General features: G+C 63.6%; 12 protein-coding genes. 11 read left to right on the plus strand and 1 reads right to left on the minus strand.

Annotation, left to right across the window (positions count from 1 at the left end):
• Positions 1–28 precede the first annotated feature (28 nt).
• From V1289_RS37870 to V1289_RS37915, 10 genes are all read left to right on the plus strand, one after another.
• The gene (locus V1289_RS37870) at positions 29–886 is read left to right on the plus strand and encodes a VOC family protein (RefSeq protein WP_334403966.1); all 858 of its coding nucleotides are present in this window, start codon (positions 29–31) and stop codon (positions 884–886) included.
• 222 nt (positions 887–1,108) lie between these two features.
• Entirely contained in the window at positions 1,109–1,816 is a 708-nt protein-coding gene (locus V1289_RS37875) for a TetR/AcrR family transcriptional regulator (RefSeq protein ID WP_334403967.1), read from the plus strand.
• Between the two features lie 944 nt (positions 1,817–2,760).
• Entirely contained in the window at positions 2,761–3,570 is an 810-nt protein-coding gene (locus V1289_RS37880) for an ABC transporter permease (RefSeq protein WP_334403968.1), read from the plus strand.
• Between the two features lie 163 nt (positions 3,571–3,733).
• Complete coding sequence (locus tag V1289_RS37885; RefSeq protein ID WP_334403969.1) at positions 3,734–4,732, plus strand: ABC transporter substrate-binding protein; 999 nt, start codon at positions 3,734–3,736, stop codon at positions 4,730–4,732.
• A gap of 159 nt (positions 4,733–4,891) precedes the next feature.
• On the plus strand, positions 4,892–5,737 hold the full coding sequence (locus tag V1289_RS37890; RefSeq protein ID WP_334403971.1) for an ABC transporter ATP-binding protein: 846 nt from the start codon (positions 4,892–4,894) through the stop codon (positions 5,735–5,737).
• Entirely contained in the window at positions 5,737–7,140 is a 1,404-nt protein-coding gene (locus tag V1289_RS37895) for a hypothetical protein (RefSeq protein WP_334403973.1), read from the plus strand. The genes V1289_RS37890 and V1289_RS37895 overlap by 1 nt, the downstream gene beginning before the upstream one ends.
• Positions 7,137–8,288, plus strand: a complete 1,152-nt coding sequence (locus V1289_RS37900) for a Gfo/Idh/MocA family protein (RefSeq protein ID WP_334403975.1) — start codon at positions 7,137–7,139, stop codon at positions 8,286–8,288. The genes V1289_RS37895 and V1289_RS37900 overlap by 4 nt, the downstream gene beginning before the upstream one ends.
• A gap of 10 nt (positions 8,289–8,298) precedes the next feature.
• Positions 8,299–9,492 carry a dihydrodipicolinate synthase family protein gene (locus V1289_RS37905; RefSeq protein WP_334403977.1) on the plus strand — a complete coding sequence of 398 codons (1,194 nt, stop codon included), beginning with the start codon at positions 8,299–8,301 and terminating at the stop codon, positions 9,490–9,492.
• Positions 9,492–10,355 (plus strand): sugar phosphate isomerase/epimerase family protein, encoded by an 864-nt coding sequence (locus V1289_RS37910; protein WP_334403979.1) that lies wholly within the window; start codon positions 9,492–9,494, stop codon positions 10,353–10,355. Before V1289_RS37905 ends, V1289_RS37910 begins: the two co-directional genes overlap by 1 nt.
• Positions 10,356–10,440: 85 nt before the next feature.
• A complete protein-coding gene (locus tag V1289_RS37915; RefSeq protein WP_334403981.1) occupies positions 10,441–10,905 on the plus strand; it encodes a hypothetical protein in 465 nt (154 codons plus the stop codon).
• Between the two features lie 255 nt (positions 10,906–11,160).
• Here the strand turns inward: V1289_RS37915 and V1289_RS37920 are convergent, their stop codons facing one another.
• Entirely contained in the window at positions 11,161–12,090 is a 930-nt protein-coding gene (locus V1289_RS37920) for a Spy/CpxP family protein refolding chaperone (RefSeq protein WP_334403983.1), read from the minus strand.
• Between the two features lie 48 nt (positions 12,091–12,138).
• On the opposite strand from V1289_RS37920, the gene V1289_RS37925 reads away from it, so the two are divergent.
• A complete protein-coding gene (locus tag V1289_RS37925) occupies positions 12,139–12,762 on the plus strand; it encodes a hypothetical protein (RefSeq protein ID WP_334403985.1) in 624 nt (207 codons plus the stop codon).
• The last annotated feature ends 36 nt before the right edge of the window (positions 12,763–12,798 follow it).

The raw sequence follows: 12,798 nt of genomic DNA on the forward strand, positions 1-12,798 counted from the left end.
CGAGACAAAGAGAGAGGGGTGTGTTTCCGTGATTACCGGGCTTGATCATGTCGTTGTTCTGGTCAGCGACATCGCGGCGGGCGAGGCGGCGTATCGGACGCTGTTTGCGCGGCAGCCTTCCTGGCGCAACAGCGGCGACGGCGCCGAGCGCGTGCTGTTCACGCTGGACAACATGACGCTGGAGCTGATGGCGCCGAGCGGCGAGGGGGCGCCTGCGGACCGGATCCGCACGGTGCTCACGGCGCAAGGCGAGGGGCTGGCGAGCCTCTGCTTCCGCACCGGCGACATCGCGAAAATACACCGCCGGCTCGACCGGCTGACGCTGAAGCCGGAACCGGTCTCCGAGGTCGAGAGCCACGACTTGATTTCGGGCGCGACCTTGTTGTGGAAGCGCACCCGCGCCGCGACCGATGCGACGCGCGGCGTCCGGCTGTTCTTTCTCGAGCTTTCGAAGGAGCGCCCGCTTTCGGTGCGGACCGCGCCCGCATCGATCACCGCGATGGATCACGTCGTGGTCTCGACGGGTGATCCGGAACGCGCCGCCGCGCTGTATGGCGCGCGGCTCGGGCTCGACATGGCGCTCGACCGGTCGCATCCGGACTGGGGCCGGCTGATGTTTTTCCGCTGCGGCGATCTCGTCGTCGAGGTGACGCACCGGCCGCGCAAGCCTGGCGACAAGCCAACGGACACGGCACAGGACCGGCTTCGCGGCATTTGCTGGCGCGTCGCCGATATCGACGCGACCCGGGCGCGGCTTGCCGCCGACGGTGTCGACGTCTCGGAGGTCCGCACCGGCCGCAAGCCCGGCACTCGGGTCATGACCGTGCGCAGCGGCACCTGCGGCGTCCCGACGCTGCTGGTGCAGCCGTCGGAGGGGAGGGAGTGATCTTCCCCACTCCCTTGTGGGAGAGGGTGGCGCCTCACGAAGTGAGGCGACGGGTGAGGGGTCTGTCTCCGCGAACACCGAACGCACGGTGAGATACCCCTCATCCGGCACTTCGCGCCACCTTCTCCCACAAGGGGAGAAGGGAAGAGAGCAGAAGCACGTCCTTTCTCAAACGCCGTCATGCGTGCTACATCCGATCCGACATCATCCGGGCGAGACGATTTGGCCAAGGCAAAGCGAGTTCTGAAATGGCAACGTGACCCCGAGGGCATGCGGATCCGCATTCTCGAGGCCGCGAAGCAGGAATTCGCCGCGCATGGCATTGCCGGCGCGCGCGTCGACCGGATCGCGGCCAGCGCCGGCGCCAACAAGCGCATGCTGTATTATCACGTCGGCAACAAGGAGGACCTCTATCTCGAGGTGCTTGAAGGCGCCTACGAAAAAATCCGCGCCGAGGAGCGCGGGCTCGATCTCGAACATCTCGATCCGCCCGAGGCGATCGAGCGCCTGATCGACTTCACCTGGAATTACTTCCTCCGCAATCCGGAATTCCTGGCGCTGCTCAACACCGAAAACCTGGCCAAGGCGCGCCATCTCAAGCGCTCGACCAAGGTCAAATCGATGCATTCGCCGTTCGTCGAGATGATCCGCACGGTGGTGACGCGCGGCGTCGAGAGCGGCGATTTCCGCGTCGCGGTCGATCCGGTGCAGCTCTACATTTCGATCGCAGGTCTGTGCTTTTTCTATCTGTCGAACAGCGCAACGCTCAGCGTGATCTTCGGCCGCGATCTCCTGAAGAAGGAGGCGCGGGACGAGCGCCTCGCGCACATGGTGGCCCTGGTGCTGGCGGCGCTGACGGGAAAATCCACGGCGGCGTTTGGCAAGGACACAGGGCTGAAATTGCGGTCGGCGGCACAGCAGACGGTTTGAGTGTTGCACCTGTGGGGCTCCGCCGCTCCGAAAGAAAGCCGTCGTACCCCGCGAAAGCGGGGTATCCAGTACGCTGCGGCTTCTCGGTTCAATCACTGGCGTCTCTGGAATACTGGGTCGCCCGGTCAAGCCGGGCGACGACAGGGAGTGTGTGGTACGCACGACATAGCTTCGCGATCTCGCCGCATGATCCGCGCGAGTTTTGCTATTAACTTCCCACCCTCTGAAATCAGAGGGCGCAGGAAAGCCGGGTGCGCGCTGCACCCGCGGTCTCGCGTGCAAATGCACACAGCAAAAACGCACACGAGCATACAGGTTCAGTCGGAGGCACTCCGGCCTTCCCTGCGCAATGGTTTTACGGCTTATAACGCGCTCTCCCCGGTGACCGGGCTTTCTTGTCACCGTCACCTCGCGGATACTTCCGCAAAGCTTGACGCCAGCGTCGGGGCGTCAGGACCACACGACTTCGCCGTACGCTTCTGTGCCGTTCGTCAATGGCACTTCCGCGTCCACCGCATCCCGCCCCGCGTTTCGTGACGATCGCGATACGCCCCTCTTGCCGGGAAAGGACGGGGCGAGCTGGTAGCGCTGATTTGCCTGACGCGACAAGCGGAATATTTTCTTAGAGCGGGCTTGACAGGTTTTGGGTGATTTGCCCGTCGGGCTGAATTTTGCGCGTCGCAACTCGTCATTCCGGGACGCTGCAACGCGGCGCGCCAACCGGTTTGAACGTTCCGTCGTCCCTGCGAAAGCAGGGACCCATACACCGCGGCCCCCTCGATTTTGGGCGGTCGGAGTTAATACCGTCCGCACCATGTGCTCCTGTGATTATGGGCCCCTGCTTTCGAAGGGGCGACGAGGGATTTTGTCACGGGAAAAGCACTAGACAGTATTTATCCAACGGGTTAATTTCTTTCCGGAAACGAAAGACCGGGGAGACCAACGTGGCCGAACAAAAGGGCCCTGGAGGCGTAGCGAAAGCGCTGAACGCGGCGTGGGTGCGGCCGTTTCTGTTCCTGATTTTCATCGTGGTGGCCTGGGACCTGACCATCCGGCTATTCCACATTCCCGCCTATCAGATCCCGGCGCCCGGCGATGTCGTGGCAGTGCTGTGGAGCGACTGGCCGGAGCTGCTGCGGCAGGCGTGGCCCACGACGTATGCGACGATCTGCGGCTTCCTGCTGTCGGCGTTGTTCGGCATTCCCGTGGCGATGCTGATCGCGAGCTCGAAGACGGTGGAGAGTTACGTCTATCCGCTGCTGGTGTTCTCGCAATCGGTGCCGAAGATCGCGATCGCACCCTTGTTCGTGGTCTGGTTCGGCTTCGGCATCATCCCGAAGGTGATCTCGGCGTTCCTGCTCGGATTTTTCCCGGTGGTGGTGTCGGCGGTGCAGGGCTTCAAATCGGTCGACCCCGACATGGTCGATCTCGCGCGCGCCATGCAGGGCAGCCGCTTTCAGGTGTTTTGCGCGGTCAATCTGCCGCATGCGATGCCGGCGATCTTTTCCGGTTTGAAGGTGTCGGTGACGCTGGCGGTGGTTGGGGCTGTCGTCGGCGAGTTCGTCGGCTCCAATTCCGGCATCGGCTATGTGTTGCAGCGCTCGATCGGCACCTTCGACCTGCCGACGATGTTCGCGGCACTGGTGATCCTGGCATTGCTCGGCGTCGTCCTGTTCTGGATCGTCGACATGATCGAAAGTTTCGTCATTCCCTGGCACGTCAGCCAGCGCGAGGACATCATTCTTGCTTCGTGAACGAGAAGAGAAATTAGCCGTCGTTGCGAGCCAACGGTCGGCGCGAAGCGCCGCCCGATGACAGGCTCCGCGAAGCAATCCATAGCGTCACAAAGAAAGAATGGATTGCTTCGTCGCTAACGCTCCTCGCAATGACGAAAACAAAAGCAGGGAAGGAAAAACAATGATGCGAATAATAATGGCGGTTTCCGCCGCGCTGATCTGGACGGCGCTGGCCGTGGTGCCGGCATCGGCGGCGGACAAGGTCGTGCTGATGCTGAACTGGTACGTCTATGGCGAGCATGCGCCGTTCTATTACGGCAAGGCCAAGGGCATTTATGCGGCCGAAGGCATTGACCTCGAAATCCAGGAAGGCCGCGGCTCGGCGGCGACCACGCAGGCGGTTGCGGCCAAGACCGCCGACTTCGGCTATGTCGACGTGCCCACTATGATGCGCGCAGCGATCAAGGGCGCGCCGGTGATCGCCACCGGCGTGCTGTTGCAGACCAGCCCAATGTCGGCGATGGGATTTGTCGACAAGAACATCAAAAAGCCCGAGGACATCAAGGGCAAGACGGTCGCGATCACGCCGGCGGATTCGATGACCCAGATCTGGCCGCTGTTCCTGAAAAAGACCGGGCTGAAGGAAAGCGATTTCACCACGGTCGCCGGCGACGGCCAGACCAAGCTGAACGCCGTGATCAACGGCCAGGCCGATCTCTTGCTCGGCTATGTCATGGACCAGTCGATGAAGATCAAGGACGCCACCGGCAAGGACGTCTATCCGATCAAGTTCGCCGACTACGGCATCAACATGGTCTCGTCGGGCATCATCGCCAACACCGATTACGTCAAGGCCAACGCCGATCTGGTCAAGCGCTTCATGTCGGCGACCACGAAGGCGGTCGAAGCCGCCGAGAAGGACCCGAAAGGCGCGGCGCAGTCGATCCTCGACGCCAATCCCAAGGGTGGCAAGATCGATACGCTGACGCAAGGCTTTGAGCTCACGATCCCGCTTTATCGCACGCCGGAGACCAAGGCCAAGCGGCCGTTCCAGGTCACCGACCAGAACATGACCGACACGGTCAATCTGATGGTTGAATATGGCGGCCTTGATGCCAAGGCCAAGGACAATCCGAAGGCGTTTTATACCAACGACTATCTGCCGAAGGGCGGCTCGTGAACCAGTGATGATCCACCCATCGTCGTCCCTGCGAACGCAGGGACCCATAACCGCCGGCCCGAGTTGTTGCAGAAGGTCTCTACTCCCGTGCCCGAACGAAAGGGCACGGCGTATGGGTCCCTGCGTTCGCAGGGACGACGGGTGGAGAGGACCTCTCCAATGAACCCGGCGACCAAACCATCCGATATCAGTCGGCCGGCCGCGCATTTGCGCCTGGTGTCCGACCGCGCCGCCGGCACAGCGGGGATCACGCTCTCCGGCGTGTCGAAAACCTACCGGTCGCGCGACGGCGATGTGCCGTCGCTGCGGCCGCTCGACTTCCATATCAACGAGGGCGAGTTCTTTGTCGTGGTCGGCCCCTCCGGCTGCGGCAAGTCCACATTGCTCAAGATGATCTCGGGCCTGTTGCAGCCTTCCACCGGCGAAATCCTCGTCGAAGGCGAGCAGGTGACAAAACCGCACGGCAATGTCGGCATTGTGTTCCAGAACGCGCTGTTGCTGCCGTGGCGCAACATCCTGTCCAACGTGATGTTGCCGATCGACATGAAAAAACTGCCGCGCGAAAAATATCTGGCACGCGCCAAGGCGCTGTTGAAACTGGTCGGGCTCGAGGGTTTTGAGAAAAAGCTGCCCTGGCAATTGTCGGGCGGCATGCAGCAGCGCGCCTCGATCTGCCGGGCGCTGGTGCATGACCCGAAAATCATGCTGATGGACGAGCCGTTCGGCGCACTCGACGCGATGACGCGCGAGAAGATGAATGTCGAGTTGATGCGGATCCAGCGCGAGACCGGCAAGACCGTGCTTCTGATCACGCATTCGATACCCGAGGCTGTGTTCCTGGCCGATCGCGTCCTTGTCATGACCGAGCGGCCCGGCGCGATCGCGGCGATCTACGATGTGCCGTTGCCGCGGCCGCGCTCGCTCGATGTCATGGCCGATCCCGCCTTCACCGAACTGGTGCAGCGGATCCGCAAGCATTTCTTCACCCAGGGAACGCTGGACTGATGCCCTATCGCCTGTCCATACGAGATATCGCCTTCTTCGAACGCCCGGTGCGCTTTGCCCGGCCGTTCCGGTTCGGTGCGGTCGTCATCAACGCCACGCCGCAAGCCTTCGTGCGGGTCGAGATCGAGGTCGAAGGCAAGGGCACGGCCACCGGCGCCGGCGCCGAGTTGCTGGTGCCAAAATGGTTCGACAAGCGGCCGCATCTCGCGCCGGACGAAACGGTGGAAGCGTTGCGGCGCTCGCTGTTGATCGCGCGCGAGCTTTATCTCGGGCGCAAGGGTTTTGACACCGCGTTCGGCCTGCATGCGGCGTGCATCGGTGCGCAGGTTGAGGCCTGCGCACGCGAGGATATCCCGCCGCTTGCCGCGGCTTACGGCCCGGCCGAGATCGACAAGGCAATCCTCGATGCGCTGCTGCGCTGTGTCGGCGTGAACTTCTTCGACGGCATGGCCGGAAATATCGCCGGTATCGACGCGCGTCTGTCGCGCGATTTGAACGACGACGAGATCGCGGGTTTCCTGGCTGGACGTCAGCGGCTGGAGCGCGTCGCGATCAGGCACACCGTCGGGCTCGACGACAGGATCGAAGGCGAGGGCGGCGTCGCCGACGCTAAGGAAACCGCCGGCGCGCGGTATTTCAAGTTGAAGCTCAATGGCGATCCCGCGCATGACGCGGATCGCCTGATCCGCATCGGCGAGGAACTCGCCACGCTGCCGCGTGACTACAGGGTTTCTCTGGACGCCAACGAGCAATATGCCGACCTGACGGCTCTGGGGGCGCTGGTCGAGCGGCTCGACCGCGATCATGCGCTGAAGCCGATTGCGGCAAAACTGTTATATCTCGAACAGCCGATGCCGCGCGACGTTACCCGGCAATCGCCGCTGGGCGCGCTCGCCGGCCGTAATTTCATCATCGACGAAGCCGACGATGGCTATGGCGCCTTCCCGGTGGCGCGCGCGCTCGGCTATCGCGGCATTTCCTCGAAATCGTGCAAGGGCATCTACAAGTCGATCGTCAATGCGACCCGCGCCGCGAAATGGAGTGCGACGGGAGAGAAGTACTTCATCACCGGCGAAGACTTAACCTGTCAGGCCGGCCTCGGCGTGCAGCAGGATCTTGCGTTGGGCGCCCTGATCGGCGTCACCCATGCCGAGCGTAACGGTCATCACTATGTCGATGGTTTTGCCGAAACGCCGGCCGGCGAAGCCGAGGCGTTCTTGTCGGCGCATCCCGATCTCTACACCCGCGACGGCAACAAAATCCGCCTCGCGATCCACGACGGCGATCTCCGGACGGGATCGCTGACGGCACCCGGTTTTGCCACATCCGTCCATCCGGACTGGTCCACCCTATCGCCGCTGGCGCGGCCAACAACACGAGTTTTGCAGGAGCAGATTGTATGACGACCAAACGCCTCGGCCTGATCATGAACGGCGTCACCGGCCGGATGGGGCTCAACCAGCATCTGATCCGCTCCATCGTCGCCATCCGCGACCAGGGCGGCGTGCTGCTGTCGAACGGCGATCGCATGATGCCGGATCCGATTCTGGTCGGCCGCGACGCGGAAAAGGTGGAAGCCTTGGCCAAGCGATTCGACGTGCAGCGCTGCACCACCGATCTCGACAAGGCACTGGCCGACAGGAATGACACGATCTTCTTCGATGCCGCGACCACGCAGGCGCGCCCGTCGCTGCTGACCAAGGCGATCAACGCCGGCAAACACGTTTATTGCGAGAAGCCGATTGCGACCAATCTAGACGAAGCCGTGGCCGTGCTGCGGCTTGCCAACGCCAAAGGCGTCAAGCATGGCACGGTGCAGGACAAGCTGTTTCTGCCGGGCCTGAAGAAGCTCGCCTTCCTGCGCGACTCCGGCTTCTTCGGCCGCATGCTCTCGGTGCGCGGCGAGTTCGGCTATTGGGTGTTCGAGGGCGGCTGGCAGGAAGCGCAGCGGCCGTCGTGGAATTATCGCAGCGAGGACGGCGGCGGCATCATCCTGGACATGGTCTGCCACTGGCGCTACGTGCTCGACAATCTCTTCGGCGAGGTCGAGAGCGTGAGCTGCCTCGGCAGCACAGATATTCCCGAACGCTTCGACGAGAAGAACAGGAAGTACACCGCGACCGCCGACGATTCCGCCTACGCCACCTTCCGCCTCAAGGGCGGCGTGATCGCGCATATCAACATGAGCTGGGTGACGCGGGTCTATCGCGACGATCTCGTCACCTTCCAGGTCGACGGCACCCACGGCTCGGCGGTGGCGGGCCTCACCGATTGCGTCATTCAGGCGCGACAGGTGACGCCGCGGCCGGTATGGAATCCGGACGAAAAGCGCACACACGATTTCTACGGCGACTGGCAAAAGCTTCCCGAAAACGTCGTCTACGACAACGGATTCAAGGAGCAGTGGGAAATGTTCATTCGCCATGTCTGCGAGGACGCGCCCTACAAATACACGCTGCTGGAAGGCGCCAAGGGCGTGCAGCTCGCCGAGTGCGCGCTGCAGAGCTGGAAGGAGCGGCGCTGGATCGACGTCGCTCCGATCAAGGTGTGAGGAGAGGGCCATGAACAAGCCCGTTTTGCCCGTCTCGTCGCTGTCGCTAAAACTGCCGAATGCGGATCGTTCGATCGAGACCTATCGATTGGCGGCCTCGCGGACCTTTCCGGCCAAACTTGAAGGCACGCTCAACCGCGTCGCGTTCTCCGCCGCGCATGTGGTGGCCGATCCCTTGGCCGAGTGCGACCCGTGGCTGACGGCGGCGGTCGACTGGGACCGGACGATTGCGTTCCGCGAACATGTCTGGGACCTCGGCCTCGGGGTTGCCGAAGCGATGGACACCGCGCAGCGCGGCATGGGGCTCGACTGGCCGACCTCGCTGGAACTGATCCAGCGCTCGGTGCAGGCCGCCAAGACCAGAGGCAACGCGCTGGTGTTCTCCGGCGCCGGCACCGACCATCTCGCGGTCGAAGACGCCAAAAGTATCGACGACGTGATATCAGCCTATGAGGAGCAGATCGCGGCGGTCGAAAAAGCCGGCGGCCGGATCATCCTGATGGCCTCGCGCGCGCTCGCAAAGCTCGGCCGCAACGCCGACGATTACGCAAAGGTCTATAACCGCGTGCTGTCGCAGGTCCGCGAGCCCGTGATCATCCACTGGCTCGGCGACATGTTCGATCCGGCGCTCAGGAATTACTGGGGCACGCCCAGCCTCGATACCGCGATGGACATCGCGGTCGGCATCATCAATGCCAACGCCGCCAAGATCGACGGCGTAAAAGTCTCGCTGCTCGACAAGCAGCGCGAGATCGACATGCGCCGCCGGCTCAACAAATCTGTCAAAATGTATACCGGCGACGACTTCAATTATGCCGAACTGATCGCCGGCGACGACAAGGGCTTTTCGCACGCGCTGCTCGGCATCTTCGATGCCATCGCGCCGGCGGCGTCCTATGCGCTGTCGCGGTTGGCGGCCGGTGACGCGGCCGGTTTCCACGACGTGTTGGGGCCGACGGTGCCGCTGTCGCGCCACATCTTCGAGGCGCCGACCCGGTTCTACAAGACCGGCATCGTGTTCATGGCCTGGCTCAACGGCCATCAGGATCACTTCACCATGGTCGGCGGGCAGGAGAGCACGCGCTCGACCCTGCATCTGGCCGAACTGTTTCGTCTCGCCGACAAGGCTGGCCTGCTCGCCAACCCGGAGCTGGCGACACGGCGGATGAAGAATTGGCTTTCCACCCGCGGCGTTGAATCCTGATGCGGGATTTTTCGAGCGATCATCGCTGGCTGTCGCTGAACACGGCGACTATCCGCCAGCAGGGCGATCTCACGCAAATCATCGATGCCTGCGCCCGCCATGGCATCCGCGCCATCGATCCCTGGCGCGACCAGATCGCAGCGATCGGGCTCGACCGCACGGTGCGCGCCGTGCGCGACGCCGGGCTTGAACTATCAGGCTATTGCCGCGGCGGCATGTTCACGGCCGACGCCGCGCACCGGATCGCGGTGCGCGACGACAATCGCCGCACGATCGATGAGGCCAAGGCACTGGGCGCACCCTGCATCGTGCTGGTCGCCGGCGGCCTGCCGCAATATTCGCGGCCCGGCAGCAGCGCCTCAAAGGATATTTTGGCGGCGCGGGCGCAGGTGCATGACGGCCTGGCCGAAATGCTGGACTACGCCAGACAGGCAAAAATGCCGCTGGCGATCGAGCCGCTGCATCCGGCCTATGCCGCCGACCGCGCCTGTGTGAACACGACCAAGCAGGCGCTCGATCTTTGCGACGCGCTGGACCCGCAACGATCAGGCGCGCTCGGCGTCGCGCTTGACGTCTATCACATCTGGTGGGATCCCGAGATGCTGCCGCAGATCGCCCGCACCGGCAAGGATCGCCTGCTCGCGTTCCATGTCTGCGACTGGCTGGTGCCGACCAAGGACATCCTCAACGACCGCGGCATGATGGGGGACGGCGTCATCGACATCAAATCGGTGCGCGCGGCGGTCGAAGCGCAGGGCTTCGCCGGCTATTCCGAGATCGAGATTTTTTCCAGCGATTGGTGGGGCAGGCCAATGGGTGAGGTTTTGCAGACCTGCATCGAACGGCACCGGACGGTGGTTTGAGCGGCGCGAAATGTCCCGCGGCCGGTGGCTGAATGAACCTCATCACTCCCGGACGCGACTAGTCTGGATCTCAACGGAGATTGAAATGGCCGCTTTCACGGGATGGCTTTCACGCTTCATCGGTATCGTGCTCATGGCGTGGTCGGCCGGCGCGGCCCACGCGGCCACGCTGGATTATCAGGGGATCTGGACCATCATGACGTCGGAGCCGGCGCCTTGGGCCGAGCCCAGGGAAAAACCTGTGGCCACGGACCTGAAGGCGTTGATCGGCCACGCCGTCACGTTCCGCGCCGACCGGATCGACGCGCCGCCTCCGCTGGGGTGCAAAAACCCGCATTACGCGATCAAGCAATATGCGCCCGACATGCTGTTTCAGGGCGGATTGACCGATCCAGGCAAGCAGGCCACGGCGCTGGGTTTTACCGACAAGAAGATCCCGACAATTGAGACCGGATGCGACGGCGCCATCGATTTTCATTTCGTCAACGCCGGCACGGCGCTGTTTGGATTGAACAACCGGGTCTATCGAATGGAAAAGAAGCCGAACTGAACTTGCGCGGTAGCGGCCGCAGGTCGCGGCCCACGAAAAATCCTGTTTCAAGGCGGCTCCGATCTTCTCCAACGCCCGGTCGGCAAAGGCACGCGTCAGCCGTGGTAAAACGCCAGCGGCAGCAAGATATAGGTCCAGCAGAACAGGACAGCCAAGCCGGCCGGTACCGCGATGTCCTCGATGGTCATGTCGAATCTGGTGGTCATGTCGAATCTCCTGAGTTCGTAAACTGCGACATGCGTTCTTCGGATTAGGTCAGGGGCTTGCGACCTGCTGCAGCGTGTTGAAGCGGGCCTTCTGCTCGCTGCTCAGTTCGGCATAGAACTCGTCGAGCGCGGGCTGCACCCTGTTCGCCGCCTCCACCATGGCCTCGAGCCGCTTCTGCATCGCCTGCAGCCGCCCGACCGGCGTCAGCGGCACCTCGTCCGGGCAGGCCGCCTGCAATCCCTGAACGGCCTTCCTGGTCGCCGAGCTCAGGCGGTCGAGCGCTTCCTTTTGCTTGCCGGCCGGGCGCACCACGGCGTCGATCCGCTCGATCGGCAGCTGGGTCAGGCTGGACTTAGGCTGGCCGCAGCTTTCGGACTGCGCATTCGCATCCTGCGACGGTTGCTGCGGCGGACGCTCACCGACATGAGGACCAAGCGCGTTGAAGCGGGCCTGTTGCTCGTCGCTTAGCGAATTATAGAACTTCTCCAGTGCCGGCCGCACGATCCGCACCGCCTCGAGCGTCGCGCTGATGCGGTTCGTCATCGCCCGCAGGCGGCCGGGTGGCGTCATCGCATAGGTATCGGCGCAGGATTGCTTGAACACATCGGCCGCCTTTGCCGCGGCCGCCCTCAATTCATCCAGCAAGGCGCGCTGCTCGGGCGTCGGCCGCACCGCCCGCGTGATCGACGCAAGCGGCCAGGCGGTGACGCCCTTGTCGGGATCGCCGCACAATTGCCGCAGGGTCTGCGCGCTCGCGCTTGGCCGTTGGCGTGCGCGCGAAGCGTATCCTTCGCCGCCGGGCTCCGGGCCAAGCATGGCGTAGGCGGCATACGGACCTTCGTCGCCCCAGAATACCGTGTCGAAAAAGTCATCATAGGCGTACGCCCAATAGCCGGGGTCGTAGGCGTAAGGCCAGAACGTGTAATCGAAGATGTCGGAATAGGCATAGGGCCAGAACACCGGGCCAAGCCATGGCACGAACGCCGCGTGGAGGCCGCGCCGCCAGGCGAAGCGGGGAGCCCAGCCGTGCTGTCGGACGGTGAGCGCCGCCTGGGCCTGCGGGTTGGCATTGCCGCGGAAGCGCGCGGCAAACCGCCCGCGTTCGGCGGCCTGTACGGCGGCAGCTGCCGCGGCGGTTCGCCCAGCCGCGGGAGACTGCAGTCCCAACTGCTTCTGGCGCGCCAGATCACTCTGCTGCGCATGCTGCTCACGCTCGAGCAGGCGGTTCTGCGCCTGCAGCAATCGCTCTTGCTGGCGTTGCGCCCGCGCGCCTTGCGGCTTCTGCGACTGCAATTGCTGCACGCGCTGCTGCAGGCGATCGATACGGGTCTGACGCTCCACAGTTTGGCGCGAAAGCGTCTCGCGCTGACGTTGCTGCACGATTTGCTGTCGCTGCTGGATGTTCTGCTCACGCTGTTGCGCGCGCTGTTCCTGTCGCGACTGCCGCGCGCTCACAGCGGGCGCTGTGTTGGGGCGCGATGGTGCGGCGATGTGGGGCTCCGGCCGCCGCGTCATGGCCGGACGCTGCGGCAGCGCCGCCGGACCACGATGGAACTCAGGCCGCGGAGCTGCAACGCGCGGTGCAGCCACGTGTGGCGGTGCAGCGAAGTGAGGCATCGGGCGCGGCGCCGCCATGGCTGGACGCTGTAGGGGAGCGGAATGGAATGCCGGTGCGGCCGGCCGTGC

Origin of the sequence: Bradyrhizobium sp. AZCC 2289, from assembly GCF_036924615.1 — a bacterium.
Taxonomy (GTDB): Bacteria; Pseudomonadota; Alphaproteobacteria; order Rhizobiales; family Xanthobacteraceae; genus Bradyrhizobium.

Excerpts from the sequence above, each read along its gene's own strand:
- V1289_RS37910 (WP_334403979.1), top strand. The coding sequence starts at position 9,492 with ATGCGGGATTTTTCGAGCGATCATCGCTGGCTGTCGCTGAACACGGCG.
- V1289_RS37885 (WP_334403969.1), top strand. The coding sequence starts at position 3,734 with ATGATGCGAATAATAATGGCGGTTTCCGCCGCGCTGATCTGGACGGCG.
- V1289_RS37895 (WP_334403973.1), top strand. The coding sequence starts at position 5,737 with ATGCCCTATCGCCTGTCCATACGAGATATCGCCTTCTTCGAACGCCCG.
- V1289_RS37915 (WP_334403981.1), top strand. The coding sequence starts at position 10,441 with ATGGCCGCTTTCACGGGATGGCTTTCACGCTTCATCGGTATCGTGCTC.
- V1289_RS37905 (WP_334403977.1), top strand. The coding sequence starts at position 8,299 with ATGAACAAGCCCGTTTTGCCCGTCTCGTCGCTGTCGCTAAAACTGCCG.
- V1289_RS37900 (WP_334403975.1), top strand. The coding sequence starts at position 7,137 with ATGACGACCAAACGCCTCGGCCTGATCATGAACGGCGTCACCGGCCGG.
- V1289_RS37890 (WP_334403971.1), top strand. The coding sequence starts at position 4,892 with ATGAACCCGGCGACCAAACCATCCGATATCAGTCGGCCGGCCGCGCAT.